28 protein-coding genes and 3 pseudogenes are annotated in these 25,217 nt (G+C 43.3%); 22 read left to right on the top strand and 9 right to left on the bottom strand.

What is annotated here, in order from left to right; genetic code table 11:
- The first annotated feature begins 32 nt into the window (after window positions 1–32).
- From FZC88_RS10995 to FZC88_RS10985, 3 genes are read left to right on the top strand one after another with little or no spacing between them, the layout of a single operon-like run.
- Window positions 33–230 (top strand): hypothetical protein, encoded by a 198-nt coding sequence (locus tag FZC88_RS10995; RefSeq protein ID WP_148994887.1) that lies wholly within the window; start codon window positions 33–35, stop codon window positions 228–230.
- Entirely contained in the window at window positions 227–529 is a 303-nt protein-coding gene (locus FZC88_RS10990; RefSeq protein WP_148967489.1) for a hypothetical protein, read from the top strand. The genes FZC88_RS10995 and FZC88_RS10990 overlap by 4 nt, the downstream gene beginning before the upstream one ends.
- Window positions 526–822 (top strand): RNA polymerase alpha subunit C-terminal domain-containing protein, encoded by a 297-nt coding sequence (locus FZC88_RS10985; RefSeq protein WP_148967490.1) that lies wholly within the window; start codon window positions 526–528, stop codon window positions 820–822. The genes FZC88_RS10990 and FZC88_RS10985 overlap by 4 nt, the downstream gene beginning before the upstream one ends.
- Before the next feature lie 295 nt (window positions 823–1,117).
- Here the strand turns inward: FZC88_RS10985 and FZC88_RS10980 are convergent, their stop codons facing one another.
- Window positions 1,118–1,906 carry a class I SAM-dependent methyltransferase gene (locus FZC88_RS10980; RefSeq protein WP_148994886.1) on the bottom strand — a complete coding sequence of 263 codons (789 nt, stop codon included), beginning with the start codon at window positions 1,904–1,906 and terminating at the stop codon, window positions 1,118–1,120.
- Between the two features lie 78 nt (window positions 1,907–1,984).
- Between FZC88_RS10980 and FZC88_RS10975 the strand changes: the two are divergent.
- From FZC88_RS10975 to FZC88_RS10955, 5 genes and pseudogenes are all read left to right on the top strand, one after another.
- Window positions 1,985–2,787: pseudogene (locus FZC88_RS10975) on the top strand (LysR family transcriptional regulator).
- 188 nt (window positions 2,788–2,975) lie between these two features.
- Complete coding sequence (locus FZC88_RS10970) at window positions 2,976–3,512, top strand: acyl-CoA thioesterase (RefSeq protein WP_148967493.1); 537 nt, start codon at window positions 2,976–2,978, stop codon at window positions 3,510–3,512.
- On the top strand, window positions 3,509–3,883 hold the full coding sequence (locus FZC88_RS10965) for a hypothetical protein (protein WP_148967494.1): 375 nt from the start codon (window positions 3,509–3,511) through the stop codon (window positions 3,881–3,883). Before FZC88_RS10970 ends, FZC88_RS10965 begins: the two co-directional genes overlap by 4 nt.
- A 285-nt stretch (window positions 3,884–4,168) precedes the next feature.
- A complete protein-coding gene (locus FZC88_RS10960; protein ID WP_148967495.1) occupies window positions 4,169–4,381 on the top strand; it encodes a hypothetical protein in 213 nt (70 codons plus the stop codon).
- Window positions 4,378–4,590, top strand: a complete 213-nt coding sequence (locus tag FZC88_RS10955) for a hypothetical protein (RefSeq protein WP_262371830.1) — start codon at window positions 4,378–4,380, stop codon at window positions 4,588–4,590. The genes FZC88_RS10960 and FZC88_RS10955 overlap by 4 nt, the downstream gene beginning before the upstream one ends.
- Before the next feature lie 249 nt (window positions 4,591–4,839).
- Here FZC88_RS10955 and FZC88_RS10950 read toward each other — a convergent pair whose 3' ends face one another.
- The gene (locus FZC88_RS10950) at window positions 4,840–6,615 is read right to left on the bottom strand and encodes an extracellular catalytic domain type 1 short-chain-length polyhydroxyalkanoate depolymerase (RefSeq protein ID WP_262371829.1); all 1,776 of its coding nucleotides are present in this window, start codon (window positions 6,613–6,615) and stop codon (window positions 4,840–4,842) included.
- A gap of 135 nt (window positions 6,616–6,750) precedes the next feature.
- On the opposite strand from FZC88_RS10950, the gene FZC88_RS10945 reads away from it, so the two are divergent.
- From FZC88_RS10945 to FZC88_RS10925, 5 genes are all read left to right on the top strand, one after another.
- Window positions 6,751–7,464 (top strand): DUF2711 family protein, encoded by a 714-nt coding sequence (locus FZC88_RS10945; protein WP_148994885.1) that lies wholly within the window; start codon window positions 6,751–6,753, stop codon window positions 7,462–7,464.
- A gap of 11 nt (window positions 7,465–7,475) precedes the next feature.
- Window positions 7,476–7,664, top strand: coding sequence for a hypothetical protein (locus tag FZC88_RS10940; RefSeq protein WP_148967497.1), 189 nt, complete (start codon window positions 7,476–7,478; stop codon window positions 7,662–7,664).
- Between the two features lie 18 nt (window positions 7,665–7,682).
- Window positions 7,683–7,943 (top strand): phosphatase, encoded by a 261-nt coding sequence (locus FZC88_RS10935; protein WP_148994884.1) that lies wholly within the window; start codon window positions 7,683–7,685, stop codon window positions 7,941–7,943.
- 71 nt (window positions 7,944–8,014) lie between these two features.
- Complete coding sequence (locus FZC88_RS10930) at window positions 8,015–8,500, top strand: hypothetical protein (RefSeq protein ID WP_148967499.1); 486 nt, start codon at window positions 8,015–8,017, stop codon at window positions 8,498–8,500.
- Window positions 8,501–8,600: 100 nt separating this feature from the next.
- The gene (locus FZC88_RS10925; RefSeq protein WP_148994883.1) at window positions 8,601–9,056 is read left to right on the top strand and encodes a DinB family protein; all 456 of its coding nucleotides are present in this window, start codon (window positions 8,601–8,603) and stop codon (window positions 9,054–9,056) included.
- 35 nt (window positions 9,057–9,091) lie between these two features.
- Here FZC88_RS10925 and FZC88_RS10920 read toward each other — a convergent pair whose 3' ends face one another.
- On the bottom strand, window positions 9,092–10,285 hold the full coding sequence (locus FZC88_RS10920) for an MFS transporter (protein WP_148994882.1): 1,194 nt from the start codon (window positions 10,283–10,285) through the stop codon (window positions 9,092–9,094).
- Window positions 10,286–10,522: 237 nt separating this feature from the next.
- On the opposite strand from FZC88_RS10920, the pseudogene FZC88_RS10915 reads away from it, so the two are divergent.
- Window positions 10,523–10,747 (top strand): annotated as a pseudogene (locus FZC88_RS10915) (KGG domain-containing protein); the annotation flags it as partial.
- A gap of 131 nt (window positions 10,748–10,878) precedes the next feature.
- Here the strand turns inward: FZC88_RS10915 and FZC88_RS10910 are convergent.
- Complete coding sequence (locus FZC88_RS10910) at window positions 10,879–11,097, bottom strand: hypothetical protein (protein WP_148967503.1); 219 nt, start codon at window positions 11,095–11,097, stop codon at window positions 10,879–10,881.
- 233 nt (window positions 11,098–11,330) lie between these two features.
- Between FZC88_RS10910 and FZC88_RS10905 the strand changes: the two genes are divergently transcribed.
- The 6 genes and pseudogenes from FZC88_RS10905 (at window position 11,331) to FZC88_RS10880 (ending at window position 17,114) form a co-directional block, all read left to right on the top strand.
- A complete protein-coding gene (locus tag FZC88_RS10905; RefSeq protein WP_148994881.1) occupies window positions 11,331–11,882 on the top strand; it encodes a CBO0543 family protein in 552 nt (183 codons plus the stop codon).
- A 275-nt stretch (window positions 11,883–12,157) separates the two neighbouring features.
- A pseudogene (locus tag FZC88_RS10900) lies at window positions 12,158–12,385 on the top strand (KGG domain-containing protein); the annotation flags it as partial.
- A 193-nt stretch (window positions 12,386–12,578) separates the two neighbouring features.
- Window positions 12,579–13,460 (top strand): DUF6843 domain-containing protein, encoded by an 882-nt coding sequence (locus tag FZC88_RS10895; protein WP_148994879.1) that lies wholly within the window; start codon window positions 12,579–12,581, stop codon window positions 13,458–13,460.
- A 350-nt stretch (window positions 13,461–13,810) separates the two neighbouring features.
- Complete coding sequence (locus tag FZC88_RS10890; RefSeq protein ID WP_148994878.1) at window positions 13,811–15,112, top strand: hemolysin family protein; 1,302 nt, start codon at window positions 13,811–13,813, stop codon at window positions 15,110–15,112.
- A 657-nt stretch (window positions 15,113–15,769) separates the two neighbouring features.
- Complete coding sequence (locus tag FZC88_RS10885) at window positions 15,770–16,330, top strand: AAA family ATPase (RefSeq protein ID WP_148994877.1); 561 nt, start codon at window positions 15,770–15,772, stop codon at window positions 16,328–16,330.
- Window positions 16,331–16,421: 91 nt separating this feature from the next.
- The gene (locus FZC88_RS10880) at window positions 16,422–17,114 is read left to right on the top strand and encodes a Dph6-related ATP pyrophosphatase (RefSeq protein WP_187443583.1); all 693 of its coding nucleotides are present in this window, start codon (window positions 16,422–16,424) and stop codon (window positions 17,112–17,114) included.
- 170 nt (window positions 17,115–17,284) lie between these two features.
- On the opposite strand, the gene FZC88_RS10875 is transcribed toward FZC88_RS10880, so the two are convergent.
- From FZC88_RS10875 to FZC88_RS10865, 3 genes are read right to left on the bottom strand one after another with little or no spacing between them, the layout of a single operon-like run.
- On the bottom strand, window positions 17,285–18,379 hold the full coding sequence (locus FZC88_RS10875) for a Ger(x)C family spore germination protein (protein WP_187443582.1): 1,095 nt from the start codon (window positions 18,377–18,379) through the stop codon (window positions 17,285–17,287).
- A complete protein-coding gene (locus FZC88_RS10870) occupies window positions 18,376–19,470 on the bottom strand; it encodes a GerAB/ArcD/ProY family transporter (protein WP_148994874.1) in 1,095 nt (364 codons plus the stop codon). The genes FZC88_RS10875 and FZC88_RS10870 overlap by 4 nt, the downstream gene beginning before the upstream one ends.
- 27 nt (window positions 19,471–19,497) lie before the next feature.
- On the bottom strand, window positions 19,498–20,904 hold the full coding sequence (locus tag FZC88_RS10865) for a spore germination protein (RefSeq protein WP_148994873.1): 1,407 nt from the start codon (window positions 20,902–20,904) through the stop codon (window positions 19,498–19,500).
- Window positions 20,905–21,137: 233 nt separating this feature from the next.
- On the opposite strand from FZC88_RS10865, the gene FZC88_RS10860 reads away from it, so the two are divergent.
- Entirely contained in the window at window positions 21,138–21,989 is an 852-nt protein-coding gene (locus FZC88_RS10860) for an SDR family oxidoreductase (RefSeq protein ID WP_148994872.1), read from the top strand.
- Between the two features lie 644 nt (window positions 21,990–22,633).
- Complete coding sequence (locus tag FZC88_RS10855) at window positions 22,634–23,062, top strand: GNAT family N-acetyltransferase (RefSeq protein ID WP_262371828.1); 429 nt, start codon at window positions 22,634–22,636, stop codon at window positions 23,060–23,062.
- 50 nt (window positions 23,063–23,112) lie between these two features.
- Here FZC88_RS10855 and ahpF read toward each other — a convergent pair whose 3' ends face one another.
- On the bottom strand, window positions 23,113–24,639 hold the full coding sequence (gene ahpF, locus FZC88_RS10850; protein WP_148994871.1) for an alkyl hydroperoxide reductase subunit F: 1,527 nt from the start codon (window positions 24,637–24,639) through the stop codon (window positions 23,113–23,115).
- A gap of 12 nt (window positions 24,640–24,651) precedes the next feature.
- Window positions 24,652–25,215, bottom strand: a complete 564-nt coding sequence (gene ahpC, locus FZC88_RS10845) for an alkyl hydroperoxide reductase subunit C (protein ID WP_113971351.1) — start codon at window positions 25,213–25,215, stop codon at window positions 24,652–24,654.
- Window positions 25,216–25,217 lie beyond the last annotated feature (2 nt).

The following is a 25,217-nucleotide window of genomic DNA, read 5'->3' as shown; positions in this document are numbered from 1 at the left end:
ATTTTGGAATAATAAGGGTGAGGAGGGATTGTATGAAGACTAATGGGTATCTCATCCGTTTATCATTCTCCATCATGTTGATATTTGAAGGAACGCTTGCGATTAATTATAGTAAAACGGGAAATTTTCTTGTGTATAACCTTATCATGACGTGTGTTGGTATGGTTCTCCTTTTGGCATCTTGGATGTGGAGGACCAGGAACAAGGCAAAAGAGGGAGAAATGATATGATGGTTTGGCTTAATATCGGCAGCCTGTTACTCGGACTTTTGGCATGGACACTACCTTTGGTGAACCTCTTCCAAAACAGAAAAAATCACGTCGCTTTTACCATGTTGAGCATGGGGGCGTGCGCCGTATCCCTGTCTTTCCAGATCTTTTATCACTATCATCTGGTCACGATCGGGGACTGGTCCGCGATTATGGACATATCGGGAGCCGTGGCGTTCGCTGCCGCCGTGCTTCTCGGAGGCACGATTCTTTTGAATGCCCTTACATTGATTCCTCATAAGAAAGAGGTGATATCATGACTTCGAATGGAAATGTGAAGATTTGCGACAAAGGTCACACCTATGTGAAAAAGAGTGATTGCCCGACCTGTCCCGTTTGTGAAAAAGAACAAAAACCTGAAACCGGATTCCTTTCCATCCTTGCAGGTCCGGCGAGAAGAGCGCTGGAGAATAACGGAATCAAGAATTTGGAAGAGTTGGCTGCCTGCAGCGAGAAAGAGATTCTGGCTTTGCATGGAATGGGCCCGTCGTCCATACCGAAGCTTCGGAAGGCGCTTGTAGAGAATGGGTTGTCGTTTAAAGGGGAGAGGTGAGGGCACATGAACATCATACATAGACGATACAATCGTATACAATATTACGGCCGAATACGAACGCAACTTGAACAAGAGTACGAAACATATGGGACGAAGTTTGATCATAATTTCGCTATATTTGAATTTCAATATGTCCTTTCGTCTGGATAGGGAGAGTCCGTTACAGATAAAAGTGAAGTATTGGAGAGTGTACCCCTTTGGTTTAATGGGAATTGGTTAGTCGGTGTCCTTGATGATAAAGGGAACATTGCCCTTGTCAAAGTCCTTAAAGCGAATAAAGCTCAGATCAAAATCATCTGCTCTGAGCTTTATTCGCTTTTTTCCCACTCAACACCATCGCATTTCCCAGTACTTTCTTGTTCCGCAAGATCTTTGGGAGAGGCAGGATGTCTGTCAGTTTGTCATCATTCAATTCAATTTCCCCATGCTTCGTCAAGTCAGCTACCAGCTCTGTTTTCTTCCCAAATGTGCTCTCATCCATGAAGAGGTCCATGAAGACGAAAGTACCACCAGGCTTGACCAATCTCAGTGCCTCTTTGATGACCTCCGTTTTATTCTTTGAATCCTTTACTTCATGAAAGGTGAGGCAGCTGACAACCACATCGAATTCACCATTCTGAAAAGGAAGGTGTGAGGCACTTGCCTTTACAAAATGGATGCGATCAGAGACCCCTTCGATCTCTGCGTTTTGTTCACATTGTGCTTTCGAATATTCCCAATTCTCACCCCAATAATCGATCCCGGTCAGTGTGGAGTTTGGAAACGCCTTTGCGAGCTTGATAATCAGTGAACCGCTCCCTGTCCCGATATCCAGTATCTTTCCACTGCCATCCTCGACTTTAGAAACAATCAAATGGTGAATCTTTGACTGGAAACCTCCTCCAAAAGTTGCGAATTGATAGACAGAATAGGAAAGGATAAAGGTTATATAAAGAAACGGCAAGGCGAGCATTCCTGCTAAGACGCGGAAATATACCTGAACGGAGTATAATGTAATCAAGAGAAGAAGAAGTGAAATGCCCAAGAAAATAAGGAGTTTGTTCATTCGAATCCACGTTTGGTAATTTGTTTTTGTATTCATTTAATCCGTCATCCTTAACATCTAGTATTGGTTTGTTATTATTATAAAGGAATTGACATCGTAAAAGAAGGTGAGCAAGTGGACATCAGGCACTTAAAATATTTTATAGAAGTAACAAGATTCAAGAGCTTCACCCGTGCTGCGGATCATTTGTATGTGACCCAGCCGACGATCAGTAAGATGATCAGGAACTTAGAGGATGAGCTGGGGGTGGAGCTGTTCGATCGTTCCCGGAAGCAGCTCGTGCTGACGGATGCGGGACGGGCGATTTTGAAGCAGGCTCAGACAATCGATAAGGCATTCGAGAATGTCCAGCATGAACTCGATGACCTGATCGGCCTGCAGCGGGGGCATATCCGGATCGGACTGCCTCCGATCATGGACGCGGGTCAGTTCATCAAGGTGCTGGGGGAGTTCCACGCCCTCTACCCAGGTATCACTTTCCAGTTGATCGAAAATGGGACGAAGCGGATTGAAGAAGATATCCTCGCCGACCAGCTCGATGTGGGGGTAGGTGTCCTGCCTGCTGCAGAGGAGGATTTTCACCATTTTTCTTTTATGAAAGAAGAACTTCGGATCGTGGTGCCAAGGACCGGATCCGCGGGGCTTGCAAAGAAGCAGGTTTTCTCCCGAAAGTGGTGTCTGAAAGTTCTCAATGGGACTTCATCGGGAAGATGATCGAAGCGGAACTCGGGATTTCAATCCTGCCTAACAGCGTTTACAGGCAGCTAAAGGAGGATCTCGTCGCTATCCGCGTCGTAAAGCCTGTCATCGAATGGGACCTCGCCATTATTTGGAGAAAAAATCAATACTTATCGTATGCCACAAAAGAGTGGCTGACTTTTACCCAGGAACGGTTGATGGGGAGCATTTCTGACTAAGGAATGCTCTTTTTTTGTTGTCTATTTTGGAAAAGTGGAGATTGATACCATTCAGTTGTAAACCATTGCATTGACAGTATCTATGATGATGATAAGAAACATTCATTTCACTTATCCTGCTGCTGGGCTTACACTTTGGGTATCAAACGTTTGAGAAACCACTTTACAATAGAAGGGACTTGTTCTTCATGGCAAAAACGAAGCATCCGAAAGAGAGTCTGGTCGTCAGCACGGACCAGGTGATGATCAATGATTTAAACAACTACAACACCCTGTTCGGCGGGGTCTTGATGAAGAAGCTCGATAACAATGCGACGTTATCAGCGAGACGTCATGCACGGGTGAAAGAATGTGTGACGGCATCAACGGATTCCATCGACTTCCTGTATCCGATCCATCAAAGTGATTCCGTATGCGTCGAATCCTTCGTCTCATACGTCGGGAATAAATCCATGGAAATCTTCTGCAAAGTGATCGCCGAAGACATGATCACTGGCGAAAGACGAATGGCTGCGACAGCTTTCCTGACCTTCGTCGCACTCGATGAAAATAAAAATCCAGTTAAAGTACCGGAAATTGTCCCGGAGACAGAAGAAGAGAAATTTCTGTTCGAATCAGGAAAAGAACGGGCAGAACGAAGACGGGTCCGCCGCAAGCAGAGTAAAATCCTGAATGACATCATTGGACTCGAAAAACCTTGGAACTTGGGAGGGGAAGCATCATGACCACAATGCTGGCTGGAATGAACGAACTGCACGAGGCGAAAAAAGATGTGGAATCGCTCAAACAGGAATATCCTGAGCTGAATGAGCAGCTCATCCACGTCGTAAGCCTGACGAGACAATTACAGTTGAAATATGGATACATGGGATCACTACTCCGTGACAAGGAGCTGCCGGACTATGAGCCGAAGTTTGTAAGAGGCTCGATCCTGTCCCTCTATCAGGAGGAAGTGCAGAAGCTGAAAGAAAACCCTAATATCGTTCAGCTGAAAGACATCATGAAAAAGCACCGACAAATCAGTGATTCGAAATTATTTTTATTGATCCTTGGCGCGAAGCCGGAACTGTTGCAGGGGTCGACGATTATTAAATAATGGATGGATTTGCTGCAGAAATTGAAGATCATTCCGGAAAACTAAAGGAGATAGCTTATCTATAGCGGGTAAGCTATTTTATTGCATAAAAAGGATTGAGATAGATTCTATTTTTTGAAATAATTAGAAAAAGGCATGGAGGATTAAACATGATTTTTCTTGTGAATAGTATCATCGATATCCTGAGTGGGGTCGGGATCGTCTTTTTAATCTTGATCTCCTTTTTGATTTTTACGATTTTAAAAGATAAAAAGTAATGGATGGTAAAGAGGTGGAAACTTGGATATGAAAAAGAAGTGTCTAGTTGTGCTTCAAATCATTGGGGCGGCAGGTTTTGTACTAGGAGTCTTTCAATTTAAAATCGGATTTTTCATCGGTTTCCTCTGTACGGGTCTTTTTTTTTATTCTGGACAATACAGAGAACGTGAAAGTGTGGGCATGGCCACAAGTATCATCGCCATTTCCTTTCTTTCTACTCACTGGCGGTTTAGTCCATGATGAAACGATTGGTAGAAAGCCTCATTTACCTTGTCTTCACGCTGTTTATATTCATTGTGTTATGGAAAGGGACGGCTTTCTTATGGGATGCTTTCGTGCCGTGGAATTATAAGACCGATTTATTAGGGCTCTTAGTTGTAACGCCGATACTCATCGCCTTGTCATTCATTTTATCAACCCTTGCCTTTCAATACACGAAAGATTCTTGAGGAGGTGCATGGGTGAAAGGAGACATTATTCCTTTCCATCCGCAGTAGGTTGAAGAAACCGTGGTTATGTGGAGGGAAGTCCATAAGGGAAAACATGGAGTGGACAGTCACCTGCATTTGTCAACGCCTATCCTTCACCTACAATTTCCGGGGTGGATTGATGGGGACGGGGGTTTAAGACCATCCATGATATGAATAAAAACCATCAGGAGTCCGGGGACATCTGATGGTTTTAAAAGAAGTGAATCCTTAATTCGCTCCATTGATGATGAGGGTCGGTGAGGTTCCCCCGTTGCCGCCCCCGTAAAATTCGACCTGGTTGGCAGTAAAGCCTGCGACCGTTACAGCCTTCAGCCGAAATTGAGTTTTCCCATTTTTGTTCAGTTGTGAGATGGTGGCAGCGGGAATTTCCACATCAATGTAACTTGAGGTGGCAGGGGGTTGAAAGCTGGTGATATTGGTAAGACTCGGACTGGCGGAATAGTCGCTAGATTCAATGGGTGCACTGCCAAAGGTTCCACTCTTGATATCCATCGTGATGGAAGGAACTGTACCGGTAAGGGATTTGGTGTAAAGGCGGATCGTGGCAGACTCTACGGTCATTTGCTCAATCACACTCGTGTCAAACGATAGAATCCCTCTAAAGGTGTCGGTATTGTACATGCCTTTGTCGCCAATTTTGATGTCACCGGTCCCTTTCCCATCTGCAAGGAATTTCCCGGAGAAGCCGTCTTCCTCTGGAATGGAGTTGATGGTGACCCGGTCATCTGGAGCGCCTTCATTTATCACATACACTTCCTGTTTGATGGCTTCCTTTTGCCCTGAACTGTCCTGACTGAAAAATGTAAGGGTTGTATCATCCGTGATCTGGATGGGGTTTGAGTACAGAGTAGATTGCACTGTTGGGTTCGATCCATCGGTTGTGTAATAGGTGTCGGCATCTTGATTCGTCACCAGCTCCACCTCGATGGGTTGAGAATAGGTTCCCCCTTTGGGAGTAGCTGTCGTAACGAGTGCTGTCTCGTCACCTCCTCCAATGTCATCACTGAATGAATCAAAGAATTCCCACATCATCCGGCTCGCGTCTGGACCTTGTGGATCTGTATAGCTGCCTTGTGAACTCCCCCCAGACCATGCATGCCCCATGCTCTGGACCTTCACCATTTTCATCCAAACCTTTCCGTCACCACCTTCATAATCGTTGACGCTATAGCTTCTTCCACCGGATACTGTCCCGTTTTCTGTCCGGTCAGGCTGATCATCCATCCACCCGTCTTCCGACCCATTTTGTGCTAAGTCATTGGTGACCGACCACTGAGTGATGACTTGATCGCCATTCACCGGACTTACCGTATAATCAGAGGTTCCATGGAAAACGATGACGGGCAGAGTGGATGCGCCACTGCCCATTGCCTGATAGGCCAATCTTCCTTGTGTGCCTGGGTTCGGACCACCGCTGGACATGGCAGTGAATGCACCGGTCATACTTGTCGCCGCCTTATACTCAAGCCCTGATCCCACCCCGATTCCTGAGAAGATATCAGGATAAGTTGCTCCCAGGATTACACTCATTGCCGCGCCGGCTGAAAGCCCCGCCGCATATATTTTTTCACTCTGAATTGAATAGTCATTCTTTATAGAATTGACCATCCCGGCAATGATAGCAGGTTCCCCACTTCCACGGGACTGATGGGCTGCTTCAAACCAGTTCCAGCACTTATTAGAATTAGAGCTGCTCGTTTGTTCCGGATAAAGGACCAAGAACCCTTTTTCATCCGCAAGTGTATTCATCTTGGTGCCAGTGGAGAATTGACTTGCATCCTGTGTGCAACCGTGAAGCATTACATATAGGGGATAAGACCTGCTTGAGTCATACTGTTCAGGAATATACAATTTGTAGGGCTTTCCCCCATAAGAACCGTTCAGAAACTGACCTGCAGCAGAAGACGGACCCGGAAACAACGTACTTGCACCTAACAACATCAGCGTAACAACTGTCACCCACACTTGTTTACCTTTCAACAAAAGACATCAACCCCTTTCATCTAATGAGTCAAGTGTAAGAAAATACAGTTACAAATGAGTTACATGGAGATTATGGAAAAAACAGGATTATCCCCGCGATCTGGCGAATAATTTAGAGTGTGAAGGAGGGGGCTTATGTCTGAATCCAGAGTGTTGCCCGAACCGCATCGTTTTTCAGTGTGTTCAGCTGCAGATTTGGCGATAAAAAAGTTCTATAAAAATGTATTTGAAGACATATTCATATTCTTCCATCCATTTATTAAGCCACTGACTATCGACTTTGCATTGTTTAATCCGGATACGTATCCCGGTAAAAGGGAGATCGTGGATCATTGTGAGAAAATCACCTGGCAGGAGTTCATGGGGATATCCAGATTATCGAACTTGGCAGAAGTGGATATCGGCCTCAGAAGTATCATCTTGGGACTGAATAAAAAATATGAAAATCGATCCTTGGCAAAACGTATCATGGAAGTGTGTGAAAAGAGAAAGATTGTGTTTCCTTCCGAGGGGCTCTTCCCAGACCTCGTCATGGATGATCTGCTTCGTGCCATAAAAAAAGAGGGATATGACTGGATATGGTGCGGGGATGAATTTTGCACAGAAAGAAAGCTTGAGCATATGGACGATGTTATACAAGATGATGGCACCATTCTTCATCTGGAACGTCGAAACCTCTTCACCCACGATCAAAAAATCCTCGTGACCACCCATTGGGACAGTCATTTTTCTATGATATGCGGCGATAGTCAGACATTGAATCGAATCGTGGAGTCTGCTGACCTGGAGGGATTCTTCTGTGATGAGGAGACGGAGATCTATTGGAGTATCAAGAATGGTGCTCCATAAAGGAGGAACATATGACCCAACATACAAAAGAAAAACAAAATCGGGTTCAAGAACTTTACCGGAAGAAAAAGAGTGAGGGTCCTTCAAATAATAGTTGGACGCTGATCCTGATTCTCTGTGTAATCCCGGTGCTGATCCTACTTGTGACGAGCGCATTATTCGATCTTGGTGTACCGTTGCCTGATTTTTTCGGAAGATGAGAGATAGGACGTGTAAAAATGAAACATTTACTGATTGGATTGACTTGCTTATTGGTAAGTGCCATTCTATATGGTTCAGCGCTGATTACGGCAGCCATCTATTCCCGCATGTTGGGTGAAACGGATGGCCTCGGGTGGGACAGTAGATACGGAATATATGGGACGGCAATACGGGACGTGGGAGCATTCCCCCTTGTGTTGGCGGTTTTAACAGCGATCACCGGCATTACATTGATCGTAGTATCTATCAGGAAAAATATTCAAGTAGGAAAAGATTGAAAGAAAATCCCGATATGAGGCGGATCTACCGCAATCGATGAATAAAGCTGATGTTGGTGAGGGATGGACGGATGAAAAAATGGTGGATAGCAGCTACACTGCTCTTGATGGTCGTCATAGTGGGAGGGACTTATTTATGGGTAAGAGAGAATCCCCCAATGGAGATTGGCATGATTAGTCAAAATGAGGATGGGACATCTGTCTTGGTTGAAGTAACCAATCATGGTTTCCGTGAAGCGAAAGTGGCGAGGGTCACAGTCAATCATGATGATGCTCCTGAGAAAGTGAAGATGCAGGTGAGTAATCTTTTGAAAGGATACGTCCTTGGTGATGATGATCGAAATGAAAAAGTCGAATATAAGAACCTAAAGGATGTAGTCATCGAAAGGGGATCTTCTCAATCAAAACAAATGGAGAAGTTAAATAATGGAACTGCCACAAAAGAAGATACCATCTATGCAGTAAATGTATTTCATGACGAAAGAGTCCGTCAGGTGAAGATCGAGTATCAGTACTTTGGAATGACGTTTATTGAAACTGTGGAGATCCCTTTTTAATAAAAAGAGGATCTTTTTGAATAGATAATCACATTTAAAGAGGAAACGCTACTCTCCAACTTGAAAGTATTAGTGATATGAAAATACAGGAGGGGAAAAAATGAACGCCAAACAAGTCCTACTCATTCAACTGGATGCCTGCCACGATCAAAATACCTGGTTTGTATCATTGATCAATTCCATCAAGGATCTCACCGAGGAACAAGCAACGTGGAAGCCGAATGAAGCCACCAATTCCATTTCTGAAATCGTCCATCATCTCATCTACTATAATCAACGCCATTTAAATCGATTGAAAGGTATTGAGAATGAAGAGAGTACAGGTGAGAGCACGTTCAGGAATAAGGAAGGTCTCAGTTGGAGTGAAACGTACGAGAGGATTGATCAGTTGATGGCTGACTGGAAGGAGGTTGAAGAGGCGGATGAGGTGAATCTGACTAACTGGACTGAAATCATTGCCCACCTCACCATCCATACCACATACCATGCAGGTCAAATTCTTTATATTCGAAAATTACAGGGGTCTTGGGATTCGCGAGCGGGAGTGAAGGGGTAACGCCTAAGAGAGAGGACTTGGTGGCAAGTCCTCTTTTATGTTGATCGTGCTAGGTCCCTTCTCCCCAACCAAAATGAAATCCCAATGGAGATTACGGAGAGAGAGACAATCATCCACACGACACCTGGCCAGTTAAATTGATGATAGAAGCTTCCGCTGACGGTTCCTCCGACACTCGATCCTGCGTAATAGGCGGATAAGTAGAGGGCTGAAGCCTGTGCTTTATCATGGACGGCCAATCGTCCCACCCAGCTGCTGGCGATGGAGTGGCCGGCGAAGAATCCGTAGGTAAAGACGGCGATACCGATGATTTTCACCCACAGATTCGGATGCAGGGTGGCTGATACCCCGGATAACATGATGATTAGCGTCAGAGGCAGGATTCTTTTTTTTCCATACTGATCGGCGAGCATCCCCATCCAGGTCGAGCTGAAGGTGCCGACGATATAGACGATGAAGATGAATCCGACGACGGTCTGACTGAGTGAGTATGGCGGGGCGATCAGCTCGAATCCGATATAATTGTAGAGGGATACGAATCCTCCCATCAATAGAAATCCGATGGTGAAGAGAAGGGTAAGCCCTGGCACTTTAAATTGGCTGAACAGGGTTCCGGCCAATGATCTAAACTGAAATATCTGCGGTTTGAAATGAGCAGATGGCGGGATAAGCACAAGGAAGATGACGGTTGAAATCAAGCTGATGATCCCCACTCCCATCAACGCGACATGCCAGTTGAAATGGTCGGTAAGGACGCCGCTGATGATCCGACCCGACATTCCCCCGATGGAATTTCCGCTGATGTATAACCCCATGGCCATCCCGAGACTCTTGGCTTCGATTTCCTCACCCAAGTATGCCATGGCGACGGCAGGAAGCCCAGCGAGTGTAATCCCCAGCAGGATCCGGCCAATGATGAGCATATGGAAACTTGTTGCAAATCCTGTGCAAATGGCAAGGAGGGAAGAGGCAAGTAACGAGAAGGTCATGACAGACTTTCTTCCATACACATCTGATAGAGACCCAGCAATTAATAGGCTGATAGCTAAGGCAATCGTTGTGGACGATTGGCTGAGACTTGAGGTGGCTGGTGATATCGCAAACTCCTTGGCGATGTCCGGAAGCAGGGGCTGCGTTCCCCACAGGACGGCGAAGGTGCTGAATCCGCCTGCAAAAAGGGCCAGGTTTGCATGTTTGAAGGCTGGTGTTCCCCGTTTGATGTAATCCATGTAGCAAGACTCCTTCTATACTAATCCTCTTTAATTCCTTCATCATACACCTCTGTTAGGAAGCAAGTTCTTCTAGTAGTAAGGATTCATGAATCATCCTGTCTTAACTTAAGTGTAAATTAAATTACAAAAATGTTAAAAACCCCCACAGTCTGTTTAACGTTCATCTCATGAGGTAAATAACCAATGTACAAACGTACAACACCATTTTTACTAAGCTTAAGGAGGATTTTATTTATGGCAAACAGTAACAGCAATAACAACAGTAAAAACAATGGCAACAAAATGAGTTACGAAGAAGCTGGTCGTAAAGGCGGCGAACAAACGGCTAAGAACCATGACAAAGAATTCTACCAAGAGATCGGTGAAAAAGGTGGAGAAGCAACTTCAGAAAATCACGACAAGAAATTTTATCAGGAAATTGGAGCGAAAGGCGGAAGTCAGTCCGGAAACTCCAATAACTCGAATAACTCCAACAGTTCAAGCAATTCCAATAGCAATAAATAGCCAACGGATGGTTCCCTTAAATTCAAGAAGACCTGTCGACGACGACGGGTCTTTTTGAATTGAATCTATGGTTCATTTATTAATAGCTAAGTGTGCAATATATGTTCTAATAAGGCTAAAGCGGAGTCGATATCATGATAGCTGATCTCGGAGTCATTTTGAGTGATGACGAATGAGTTATTTTTCTTCGAGTAAGAAACCAGCAATACGTCAGAATCACCTTCAGAAAATGACTGGGTAATATCACAATCTGAAAAAGTTTGAAGCGTCTGCAAAATGGTAAGCAGCTCACGATTTCTTGACATTATCTTTAACTCCTTTCTTAAAAAGGGAAGAAAATTGTCTGATTTTGGCTAATTTTAACATAATAGCAAGATGCTTGAAAGGGAGAAAAGTCATGATTCTTATTTAGAAGTATGTATGAATGAAGGCCCTTTAATTGGTAGAGACTATAAGCGAACACCCTTCATAAGCTTTCATTGCCCTCTTAACTTGAAGAGGGTCTTTTTTATAAAAATCTTGTGCACAGGAGACGTGTATGCTGGAGAGATATGATCAAATTAGAGAAAAAGATGTAGTCATTAACCAAGAATACATTCAATATTGGCTGGACAATTGCTTTCTATCCCCACGCTGGTGGTTTATAGTAGTCCTCTTTATCCTATCCTGGGCCATCTTTTTTCGATTAACGAAAAGAGAGGAGTGGCCGAAGCTTCTTTTTCTTGGATTGACTTGGATTCTGGTCGCCGCAAACCTGGACGGAATTGGATATGATCTTGGCTTATGGGGCTATCCAGGACAACTGATCCCCATACTTCCAAAAGCATACGTCTTTGACTATGCGTTGATCCCTGTCACGTATATGCTCTTGTATAAATACTTTCCTAAAGGAAAAGCGTTTCTGTATGCGAATATTATTCTTTCGGCAGGAGCATCGTTTATCGCAGAGCCTATATTTCAATGGTTACATATTTATAAGATCTATCATTGGAAGGTTGGGTTGTCCTTTGTCATCTATATCGCTCTTTCGTACTTGATCAGATGGGTAGTGGAGTTGGTTTTTAGAGGAAAAGGTAGGGAAGATGAATAACAGGTGTGAAGCTTTGATGAATCTTTTACACTTTGAAGAAATATTTTTTTCGTTGTTTTCATTCAGCCACTCGTTTGGAAAATGTTTTTGTATCAATTGTCGGCTACATGAGGCACATCAAATAGGAGATTCAAGAAACACCCTGCCCTCACTTAAGTGTAAATTAAATTACAAAAATGTTAAAAACCTCCACAATTTGTTTGATTTTCATCTCATGAGGTAAATATCCAATGTACAAACGTACAACACCCACTACACTTAAGGAGGATTTAATTATGGCAAACAGTAACAACAACAACAACAGCAACAGCAACAACAGCAACAACAGTAAAATGAGTTACGAAGAGGCTGGTCGTAAAGGCGGCGAACAAACAGCTAAGAACCATGACAAAGAATTCTACCAAGAGATCGGAGAAAAGGGTGGAGAAGCAACTTCAGAAAATCACGACAAGAAGTTTTATCAGGAAATAGGAGCAAAGGGCGGAAGCCAGTCAGGTAATTCAGGTAACTCTAATAATTCCAACAATAATAGCAACTAGTATTTAGAGAATAATCCCCTATGCTGTTTCATGCATAGGGGATTCTTGTGTAAAAGGCCGTCTCCTCATGTTTGTATAAATATCCTAAACGAACTAGTTTTTATGTTATACTTTTATTGTGAATAATTTCACAAGATTGCTTTTGAGGGGAGACAGGATGAATAAAATAAAACCGGCATTGTATACAAGTTTGATTCTTTCTACTTTTTTGATGATTTTTAGCATAATGGACGGGGGCATCTGGCTCTTTCCAATTGTATTTACATATTCCTTTGCAGGTAACCTCGCGTATGGGGCTCCCGTTTCCTTACTTTCAGATTGGTTAACAAGAAAGCTCGTTAAGGGAAGGTTGTTTGTTGCGGCATTCATCCATGCGTTCTTTGGAGCTATTACGTATTTTGTGATAGACGGGTTTGCGTGGTTTGCTGTCATTTGTGCGGTAATCTTCTTCTTCGTAGATGAATGGTTGAAAAGGAAAAAGACAACGGCTCCTCACCGGGAGAACAAGCGATTTTACCTCACATTAGTTATCGTGGTCTGCGTTGTGGCGATTATGATGTTAGCTGTGAATTGGATATCCGGTAACAATCAAGGAGAAAGAATCAAAAACCGTTACCTGATTCCTGAAGGATACGAGGGTACGGTTGTCATCTTCTATGGCATGCCGGAACGACCTGCCCTTGAAAAAGATGGAGAGTTTACCGTCATTCCTATAAAGATTGAGAGTCTGCCCACGTTGATGAGGACGGATATTGAACGGTATGGAATTTATCAAACGTCTACGCAGGACAGGGGTTATAGCATCAATCAGAATCAGTATTTCTATGTGGATGAAGAAGGAAAGCGGACCCTGCTTGATAAAGATTGTATTTACCATAGTGGAGGCGGGGGTGTGACCGGCTCCGATGGAAAAGAGATTGTATATGATAAATTCCAGGTGACGAATTCGGCTTGCAGCAGGGATTTCTCCTTAGATGGGAATGAACGATATTCCGCACAGGGGCGGGAAATAGGGAAGTATTGGTCAAGTTTGTATTAGCGAGACAAAGTTGAAATCTGAAATAAGGGTGTTTATCGTAATATATTTGATTAAATTCTTATAATTAAGTAAAATCTTAATATATTATTTTATAAAAACGGCTGGAGGGATAATAATGGGACAGAGAAGCTAAGACACGTGTCAGCTAAGCGATGCTGTGTAACATTTGGTTCAATGGTTCGATCCGGGTTGCTGGAAGCTGAACGTTCTACTTCTCAATATGGGTTCTATGCAATCCCTTCTAGAGATAAGTAGTTCAACTTCATGCTTTCATCAATCCAACCATTCACTTAGTGGATGAAATTTATCATGATGGAGGTGTAAGCCTTATCCGAGGATAAGGCTGCTAATTGACAACGTCTATAAACTTAATTTTAATCGTTTTATTGATTGCTTTAACTGCTTTTTTTGTAGCGACGGAATTTGCGATTGTAAAGGTTCGGGGTTCCAGGATTGATCAGCTCATTGCGGAGAATCGAAAAGGATCAATTGCCGCTAAGAAGGTCGTGACTCATCTGGATGAGTATTTATCTGCCTGTCAGCTTGGAATTACGATTACTGCCCTTGGATTGGGGTGGCTTGGCGAGCCGACTGTGGAAAAGATTTTGCATCCACTTTTTGATTATTTCGAGTTAAATGAAGCGATCACGCATATCCTGTCCTTTGGTATTGCCTTTGCCCTTGTAACATTCCTTCACGTTGTAGTAGGGGAACTTGCGCCAAAAACGGTTGCGATCCAGAAAGCAGAAGCCGTTACGTTGTTATTCTCGGGCCCGATCATTTGGTTCTACCGGATCATGTATCCATTTATCTGGTTCTTAAATGGATCTGCGCGTGTGCTTGTGGGAATATTCGGGTTGAAGTCGGCTTCTGAGCATGAAGAAGTTCATACAGAGGAAGAGCTTCGGATCCTGCTTTCGGAAAGTTTTAAAAGCGGTGAAATCAATAAGAACGAACTAAAGTATGTGAACAACATCTTTGAATTCGATGAGCGGATTGCGAAAGAAATCATGGTTCCACGAAAAGAAATTGTCTCCCTTTCCATAGACGATACCCTCGCGGACGTGATAGATACCATTCGAAATGAGAATTTCACGCGTTATCCTGTCGTAAACGGTGATAAAGATAACGTCAAAGGATTCGTCAATATGAAGGAGCTTCTGACAGAGGCCATGGTCAACGAACTGGATGAAAACTTTACTCTTCGACCTTTTATCAATCCGATCATTACAGTCATTGAGACGATTCCGATTCATGACCTGCTTGTGAAAATGCAGAAAGAGCGGGTTCATATTGCGGTTCTAATTGATGAATACGGGGGTACTTCCGGCATCGTGACGGTTGAGGATATCCTTGAAGAAATTGTCGGTGAAATTCGGGATGAATTTGACGAGGATGAAGTGGCTGAAATCCGAAAGCTTAAGGATGGACATTACATTCTTGATTCAAAGGTCCTCATCAATGATGTCAACTCTCTTTTGAACATAAACATCGACATCGGGGAACTGGACATCGACACCATCGGGGGCTGGTACATGACGCAAAACCTTGATGCCAAAGTCGGCAGCTTCATTGAGGAAGAAGGGCACCGCTTCAAAGTGATTGAAAAAGACGGAATCCAGCTCCGCTATATAGAAGTGACAAAGATGTAGATATGGAAAAGCAGCAACTGGCTCTTGAAATCGGGCTGCTTTATAGGGGGCATCCTGATTGGATGGTCCCTATTTTTTATCCACCTAGATTTATTCTGATTTGGAACTTCCTTAGAAGGAAAATCTGCACAGGGTCTGGAAATAAGTAAGTATTTTAATGTCAGCAGGGGCTCTACGAATAGTTTAGCTTCTTTTTTTATATGGGATTGAGTTCACGTATCTCTTTTGAAATAATTGGTAGTGACATAGTTTGGGAGGTTACGATGAACGACAATACGTTTAGATCATTTCTTGATGCATGTTTAGAAGTTTGGAAGAATTCCACTATGGAGGTCCGTCCCTGATTGAGGGGATTCGCTGATAAAATCCGTATTTCGCTGATAAATTGATGTGGAAGCTTATGATGTAGTGGAATGATGAGGGGATTCCTGTATATTGGTCTATCCGGGATGTTTTTTTTATCTAAGCGGCCATTTTTACCGAGAAATCGATAAAAAATGATCAAAATAACGCAAGCTTTTCAAAAGAACTACACAACGTGGGGGAAAATACCCAATCAGTATAAGCGCAGGGATTCCGTAACGGAGAGACATAATGCTATAAAGCATGACGATCATTTTCAGGCGAATTTTATATCGATTATAAAGGAGAGAGCTCATGAAACTTGTTCTTCTATTTGGACCTCAAGCAGTTGGCAAGATGACAGTTGGACAAGAATTAGCTAAAATAACGGATTTGAAACTTTTTCATAATCATATGACGATTGATTTGGTCAGTCATTTCTTTGATTACGGCACTAAAGAAGGAAAGAAATTAGTCAGTCTGTTTCGTCGTGAAATATTTGAAGAAGTATCAAAGAGTAATTTGTATGGAATGATTTTTACTTATGTCTGGGCATTTGATATGCAAGAGGACTGGGATTATGTTAATGAAGTCTCCCGGTTGTTCGAGTCCAGGGGAGGCACGGTTTACTTTGTCGAGCTTGAGGCAGATGTAGAAGAAAGACTTGAGCGAAATAAAAGTTCAAATAGACTTGAACATAAGCCATCAAAAAGGGATATTGAATGGTCTGAGGGTGATTTGAAAAAGTCGATGGAGACATACAGATTGAATTCATTAGAAGGTGAAATAAAGTATTCAAACTATATAAAGATAAGCAATACAAACTTGAGTGCGCAAGAAGTTGCAAAGATCATTAAGGGGAAATTTCTATTATAATAGAGAAAAACTTATTCCTCGCGGTAAAGTCAGTTCACTGCTTTGTGTTAAAAAGGGTCAATAGTACAATATCGTAAACATGGAGGTCAAAATGAAAACAGTCATAGCATTCAGCGGTGGAAAGGATTCCACCCTGGCATTATATAAAATTCAACAAAATCCGGAATACGAAATTGATTCATTGCTCGTGACGCTGACGGAAGGGTTCGACCGGGTTTCGATTCATGGCGTCCGGTATGAGTTGTTGAAGAGGCAGTCGGACTCACTTGGGATTCCGCTTCGTGAGGTCTGGATCCCGGAGGAGTGTTCGAATGAGATGTATCAGGAGCGGATGGAGAGAGCGGTCTCAGATATGCTGGAGGACGGGGTTTCACACATGGTCTTCGGGGATATTCATCTTAAGGATGTGCGGGAATATAGGGAGAAGATGCTTTCGGGAACGGGGATCACTCCGGTCTTTCCACTTTGGGGTCGGCCTGTCGGGGAACTTGGCCGTGAATTCATTGACCTTGGATTTCAAACCGTGCTCACTTGTGTGGATATGGATCAATTGGATCGGTCCTTTGCAGGGAGAGTATATGATGAGGCGTTTATAGGGGATTATCCGGAAGAGACTCGTGATATTTGCGGGGAGAACGGAGAGTTTCATACGTTTGTATTTGACGGGCCGAACTTTGCTTTCCCGATCCGATATGAGATGGGGAAGGAAAGAGTGACGCCGGATTATCTCACGAAGAAGGATCGGTTCTTATTCATAGATCTACTACCAGTTAAACCAAGATAACTTTCTAATCAAGGTTGATTTTCCAAACAGATTAACGGTGCAATGCGCATTGCGTGAGTAATTGAACTATCATCTAATGGATAGCTCTTAATAAGGAAAGCCGGCCATTGGGGAAGTGGCCGGCTTTTTTAAAAAATGAACGATCCTGTTTAATCAACGAATGCAAAGATTTACTTAAGATTGTTAGACCCGAGGATCTCAACGTTTACCTTTGGCTTTATCGTCACTTGTTGATAGTCCTGTTTCCACGCTTCGGCATTCCAGGAATCAGGATATTTCGTGGAGAGATCTTTGGCGATTCCTAAAGCGTCACTATTCGCTTTGATTAGAAGGTCGGTAAGTTCCTTTGCTTTTTTCGTGAGTTCCTTTGAAGCCAAAGTATTTAAGCTTTTGAAATCTTCAGAAGGTTTTTCTTCATAATAGCTTTGTATCCTTGCTTGAAGATTAGCTGTAACCGTGCAGGTGACTTTCCCGTTTTCTTTCTTAACATCCATTTTTGTCTTGGCATTATCAATGACAATGGTAAAAGGCTGACTTAACTCGTCTGATTTTATACTTAATAGGGCCCTGTATCCCAATTCATTTCTTAATATGAGCAGAAGTGAGGTCTGGCTTGTTGTCAGTGTATCACCAGTGAATTTATCACCGTTAAATAAAGCCGACCCTGCCAGCATCACCTTGTCTTGGTTATCTTTTTTAATATAGGGGAGAAAGATATCATTGGTCTTGTCTGATATTTCATTCCAAGCCGTAAACGTGGTTTCTTTAGGAATAGATGTTCCTTTTGTCCCGCCTGTAAGCAGATTATCCACCTCGAAAACAATGGGACTATCTTCAAGCTTCAAGGACAAGATTTCATGGCCCTTTCCTTCACTTATCACGATACGCGAGGAGATATATCCCCTGGTGGATCGAAGAATCGGCTCTACTAGTGAAGTGATGCCCTTGGTTTGGGCCAATTCTTCCCCGACAATAATGACAAATGCTTTCCCTACATCCATATTCCCGGATACTTTGTCTTGAAGATCCACCGCAAGCTGGGTGACCGTTTCGTTCTCCGTTTCATAAAATTCATCCATGACTTCAAACTTACCGCCACCAGCACTGCGTATATTAATCGCCCTGACTGTCCCCAAAATCTGATCGGACTCTTCAGCTTTGTCAAAACTGATCCCGTTAACCAGTCTGTTGTCGTTTAGCTGGTTTTGGTCCCAGCACCCTGCCAGAAGGAATACAGCAATGAAAATAACCGGAATCTTTCTCAATAGGAAACCTCCTTTTCCCGTTTCTTTACTAGGTAAGAAAACAATAGCAATATGCATGGAATGGCGAATACGACGGCATAGCTCAAATATTCAACATAGTTGGAATAGAGATCTTGTGAGTCTGGATCTTTCTTTGCGATCGTAAATAGGACGAAAATCAATGTGCTATTCATCAAAACCAGTTTATAGGGTTTGCCCTTGAAAAAAGAAAGACTTTTACTGCTCAGATATATATAGATGACAATCGATGCTGCCAGTGGGACAATCCAAATCGATATAAATAGTAAATCGATACGGTCTACCATTTGAAAATGAAGGGGCCGCAAAAAGTAGATAACGGGATATTTAATTTGTTTCAGGACGGATTCACTGAAAATCAGGATGCAAAGAATGACAAAATAAGTAGTTAAACCTGTTACAAAAACATTGGCCCATGTGATCACTTTTAAGAATGTGGTCCCCTTCTTGGAAGCGAGGGGATATAAAAACAAGATCACCTCAAATCCCAAGATGGCTAACAGACAATCTTTGCTGCCGATGGCAATATCCTTTATACCGGTGTTTCCTAAAGGGAGAATATGATGTAAGTCCAAAGGCAATAGAAAGGAAAAAAAAGAAATTCCGAATAAGAAAAGAAAAAGAATCGATATGAGCCCAAAGAATCTGGCGATAATTCGAATGTCACTAATGGCTAAATACGTACAGGTAAGCATCATCAGCAATCCGATTACCCAATAAGGAGTGATCGTCAACAGGTGTTCTTTTATGATGGACGCAAACCGAAGTAATACAAACGATGCAGTGACGATAAAGTAAAGATACATGATCATATTTACAAAATTCCCTGCATATTTCCCCAGTAAGAATATGGTGATTTCGGCATAGTTTAAATTGGGGAAACGCCTCAATAATAGCCAGATAATACCTAGAAACAGCTGGAGAGCCACTCCTGCCAAAAGGACCGACATCCAGCCGTCTCCTTTACTTGTACTTTGCAATGTATTCGGCAGTGTTAATATGGCGAATCCGACTTGAGTTTGAGTCATTAGAAAAAATATCTGCCAGTTCGTTAGGGATCCTGTCTGTGACATTGACGATTCCACACTTTCGTTTCTGGATTACGTTTGTTTTAAAGTATTATTTCTCTTTTTGATTTTGATAAGTGAATCTTTCATTCCCTTGAAGTGTAATGGGGCTAAGGGTTCCAAGTAAGGTTTTCCGAAAGACTCCAACCTGCAGAGGTGTATGAGTAATACGGAAAGAGCAAGGACAATGCCTAAAAAGCCAAAAAAAGTGGCCGCGAGCATAATCGGGAAAGCCATGATCCTGGCACCTGTCCCCATTTGGTTGACAGGTGCTACGAAAGAGGCGATGGCAGTAAGTGCAACGACGACGATCATCGTGTTGGAAACAAAACCTGCTTCTACTATTGCCGTCCCGATGACCAAACCGCCGACAATCCCGATTGTTTGTGCAATGGGTGAGGGGAGGCGGATCGCAGCCTCCTTCAACAGTTCCAGTACCAGCTGCATCGCAATGGCTTCAAAAAATGGTGGCAGCGGGACGTATTCAATTTGAACTCTGATCGCATATTGAATCCCTATGGGCAGAACTTCTGAATGAAAGGAAACGACTGCAATATAAATGGCGGGTAAGCAGATGGCCACCAAAAAGCTGAATATCCTTATGAGCCGGAAAAACGACCCGATGATCCATCTGCTATTATAGTCATCAGGTGACTGATAAAAGCTGAAAAAGGTAATAGGAGAAACCAGAACATGTGGAGTTCCATCCACGATGACAAGTGATTTCCCTTCTAATAAATAGGATGCCGCCCGGTCGGGTCTCTCGGTTGATAATATTTGTGGAAATACTGAATAGCTGTTGTCTTCAATTAATTCTTCCAGTTCCCCCGCAGATTGAAGCTCCCCGACATTCACCGCTTCTATCCTTTTTATTAACACGTCTAATGGACCATGATCCACCAGTTCTTCAATATAGACAATCGAGGCTTTTGTATTTGTTTTAGAGCCCAACGTATAATTTTTAATTCGTAATGAAGGGTTTTTCACTCTTCGTCTGATTAGGAAGATGTTTTTATCAATGTTCTCCAGAAATCCATCATGGGATCCTTTGATGATATGTTCATTTTCCGGTTCATTAATGGACTTTGAATCCACGGCGCCAACGGGCATCAAAAGGACGGAATGTACCCCTTCTGTTAACAGGGCACAGCTCCCCTCGAGAAGACCATTCACGGTCACTTCGAGATCGGTCGTTCTACTATACTCCGCATTCTTTATCACGGATTCCGGGCCAGTTTCCTGTTTGCATTCAAGAAGAGGTTCAATGATGTTTCGTTCGATCAACTTTTTATCCACCAGGGAATCGATGTAGAGTAGCTTGCATGGTTTGTCTAGAAAAATGAGATCCCTTATCTTCAAATCTTCCGTCTGATACAAGGCGGAGTGAATTCCCTTTATATTCTGTTCGATTCTGTCGACGATCTTTTTAGAAGGACTCATTCGTAATTCACCTGCCGTCTTTTGATGGTTGTTATTATTTTGCCTGAAAAGGGATTATTTATGTTCGGAAATAAGGGAGGATTTCGTGGATGGTGAATGGAACGAAAAGATAGGTGTTCATTCATGAAACAATTACATGGAATCCGGGGGATTAAGCAAAATAAGAAAGATGATTTACAATATGACTGAAGAGGGCATGGGGTATCGCAGTGCTTGACGAGGAGTGAGAGGGAATGACTATACTTGTGACGGGGTTTAACGGAAAAGTAGGGATAGAAGTAGCCAAGAAATTAAAAGAACGGAATGTCTGCATGAAATGCGCCGTAAGAAATGTTGAAAAAGCGAAAGATATCTATGGAGAAGATTATGACTTTACAATGTTGGACTTGTCCGATCCTGGGACGTTTAATGAGGCCTTGGATCAGGTGGATCAAGTATTTCTGATGTATCCCCCAGGAGACAAACTGGAGTTTCAAGCTTTTCTAGAAGCGATGAAGAATAGGGGCATCCAGCATATTGTTTACTTATCCGTCAAGGATGTACAATATCTTCCTTTCATTCATCATCATAAAAACGAAAAGATGATTAAAAAACTGGGTATCCCCTATACTTTCATCAGAGCCGGATATTTCATGCAAAATCTCCAGGACTTTTTGGCAGGTGAAATCAAAGAAAATAGAAGGATATTCATTCCTGCAGGAAAAGGGAAAACCAGCTTTGTCGATACAAGGGACCTTGCTGAAATTGCCATACATGCTTTTCAACACCCTCAAGAGCATACGAATAAGAATCATGTCATCACAGGAGATCGGGCTATCGATTTCTATGAAGTAGCCGAATTGATGTCGACGATACTCGGGGAGAAGATCCAATACTCGAATCCTTCAGTGAAGGAATTTAAATCTTATATGGTGAAAAAAGGTGAAAAAGAGGACTTCGTAAATGTGGTCATCGGGATTCATTTTCCAACCAAGTTAGGGTTGGCGGGGGGAGTCACGCATGAATTCAAGAAAATAACCAATACGGATCCCATTCGATTAGAACGATATATAGAAGATTACCAGGGAAACTGGGAGAAAAACTAGGGGAAGGTATCATTGGATTGTGTCCAAACATCAGCCAAAATCCTTGGGATCATTACATAAAGGTCAGAAAGAGTTGATCCCTTACCGCTTTCTGACCTTTTGGATGCTTCTAAAGTGATTTCTTGTACATAAATAATGAGAGGCGAAATACATAACTGTATAAATCGGAAATGAATAGATGTATTTCCATCCTGTATAAACCACATATTCACTCCACACAAATATCGGCTCTGCTACAAAGGAAATCAAGAAACCATAAAGTATTCCTTTAATAAAGAAATGTGCATGTGGTTAGGAATCAAGGTAATATCCCACGGTTTATAAGAAGGGGAGGACTTCATAGATTGTAATGTCATAAGCCCAATTGAACCCCTATGCTGTCCAGCCAAATCGCGATGAACATGACGCAAAAGGCGATATATAATAATCGGTGGGTACTTTCCATTTGGCGGTGATTTACGCACTTGAGGAAAGAGGGACGGACCTCGAAATGGTTATTGAGGGTGTACAAATGAGAAAAATCTGTCATAAGAGTCCGTCCCTCTGGAGGAGCATATGTTAAAATTTAGTGAAAAGTAATTGTGTAGGAAGAAGGTCAAGCTGGCATTATGATTCTACTAATTATACGTAAAGAGGGATGAGAGATGGCAACCATTAAAGAACTACAAAACCGGACTGAGATGATTCAAGCCTATCCGGTGATGAATGAGTTACGTACCGATTTGTCGAAAAAGACATATCTGGCATTGGTTGAGGAAATGAGGAAAGAGGGATATCGCTTGTTTGCTTTATATGAGGACGATGAGATCGTGTCTCTCGCGGGTATTGGGGAACGGGTCAATTTTTACAACAAACATCATATGTACATCTATGATTTTATCACGTCTTCCAACCATCGCTCCAAGGGATATGGAAAGCAATTGTTGGAGTATGTCCATCGATTGGCTGATGAAATCGGGGTGAAATATGTGGCCCTGGAGTCCGGACTTGAAAGACGGGATGCCCACAGATTCTATGAAGAGAAGCTTGGATATGAGAAATGGTGTTTTTCGTTTAGAAAGAAGTTGTCCTGAATATATGAAGGTCCGTCCCTCAAGTTGGAGGGACGGACCTCTATAGTACATCAATTCCGGATAAGGTAGTCGAATGCGCCAAGTGCGGCGTTCGCTCCTGACCCCATTGAGATGATGATTTGGTTGTATGGGCTGTCTGTACAGTCTCCTGCGGCGAATACGCCAGGAACGTTGGTGGCACCATGTTTGTCCACCACAATTTCACCGAATTTAGTGCGTTCTACAAGGTCGCCGAGCCAGTCTGTGTTAGGAACAAGACCGATTTGGACGAATACTCCCTGCAACTCGACGTGTTTTTCTTCATGGGAATCCCGATCGGTGTAGGTAATGCCATTCACCTTATCCGTACCGGCGATCTCCTGAGTTTGCACGTTCGTGAGCACTGTGACATTCGGCAGGCTGTAAAGACGTTTCTGCAGCACGTCATCTGCCTTAAGTTCAGGATTGAACTCAAGGACCGTGACGTGTTTGACGATTCCTGCAAGGTCGATGGCTGCTTCGATTCCTGAGTTTCCTCCACCGATGACAGCGACATCTTTGCCTTCGAACAGTGGTCCGTCACAGTGAGGGCAGTACGCCACTCCTTTGTTCTTGAACTCCTGCTCACCAGGAACGCCGATGTTCCGCCAGCGTGCACCTGTCGAGATGATCAGACTCTTACTCTTCAGGACCGCACCGTTTTCAAGCTCAAGCTCGACAAGGTCTTTTTTCTCAAGACGGCTTGCGCGCTGAAGGTTCATGACATCGATGCCGTAGTCTTTCACATGCTCTTCTAGGCTTGCGACAAGCTTCGGTCCTTCCGTGTGCTTCACACTGATGAAGTTCTCGATGCTCATTGTATCAAGGACCTGACCTCCGAAGCGTTCAGCAACGATTCCTGTACGGATGCCTTTACGTGCAGCATAGATCGCCGCACTTGCTCCTGCAGGTCCGCCACCGACAACAAGGACGTCATAAGGGTCCTTATCCGATAGCTCATCTGCACCGGGACCTTCCACGATTTTAGAAAGGATTTCTTCCAGGGTCGTGCGTCCACCGTTGAAGAATTCCGCATTCAGGTAGACAGCAGGAACGGCCATCACGTTCTTGCGCTCCACTTCTTCCTTGAAGGCAGCTCCGTCGATCATCGTGTGCGTGATGTTCGGGTTAAGGACACTCATGATGTTCAGTGCCTGCACCACGTCAGGACAGTTGTGACAGCTTAGGCTGACATACGTTTCGAAGTGGTGTTCACCTTTGACACTCTTGATCTGGTCAATGACGCTTTGATCCACTTTCGGCGCTCTGCCGCTGACTTGAAGGAGAGCAAGAACCAGGGATGTGAATTCGTGTCCAAGGGGGATCCCGGCAAAAATGATGCCGGTCTCTTCACCAGGACGGTTCACGCTGAAGCTTGGTGTTCTTGTCAGTTCTACTTTTTCAACACTGATGCGTGATGACATGGAAGAGAGCTCCTGGACAAGAGCCAGCATGTCCTTCGAAATGTCATCGTCGCCTGCACTGACTTTCAGGACGATGTCGCCTTCCATCATCTGCAGGTACTGTTCTAATTGTGCTTTAATATCTGCTTCGAGCATGTTCAGCACTCCTTATAATTTACCAACTAGATCAAGGCTTGGCTTAAGTGTTTCAGAACCTTCCTGCCATTTAGCCGGGCAAACTTCACCTGGATTGTTGCGCACATATTGTGCCGCCTTGATTTTGCTTACTAGAATATCTGCATCGCGGCCGATTCCGCCTGCGTTGATTTCAACTGCCTGAATGATACCATCCGGATCGATGATGAACGTTCCGCGGTCAGCAAGACCATCTTCTTCATTTAATACATCGAAACCGCGAGTGATGCGTTGTGATGGATCACCGATCATCGCATATTTGATTTTACCGATTTTTTCAGAGCTGTCGTGCCAGCCTTTATGTGTAAAGTGAGTGTCCGTAGAAACTGAATATACTTCTACGCCAAGCTCTTTAAGAGTTTCATAGTTATTTTGAAGGTCTTCAAGTTCTGTCGGGCATACAAATGTGAAGTCTGCAGGGTAGAAGCAGAAAATGCTCCATTGACCTTTCAGGCTTTCGTCTGTAACAGTGATGAACTCACCATCTTTGAATGCTTCTGCTTTAAATGGTACGACTTGTGAACCGATTAATGACATAG

Source organism: Rossellomorea aquimaris (assembly GCF_008180865.1).
GTDB lineage: Bacteria > Bacillota > Bacilli > Bacillales > Bacillaceae_B > Rossellomorea > Rossellomorea yichunensis.
Note: the sequence above shows the minus strand (reverse complement) of the source record. Positions and strands in the feature narration are given on the sequence as shown.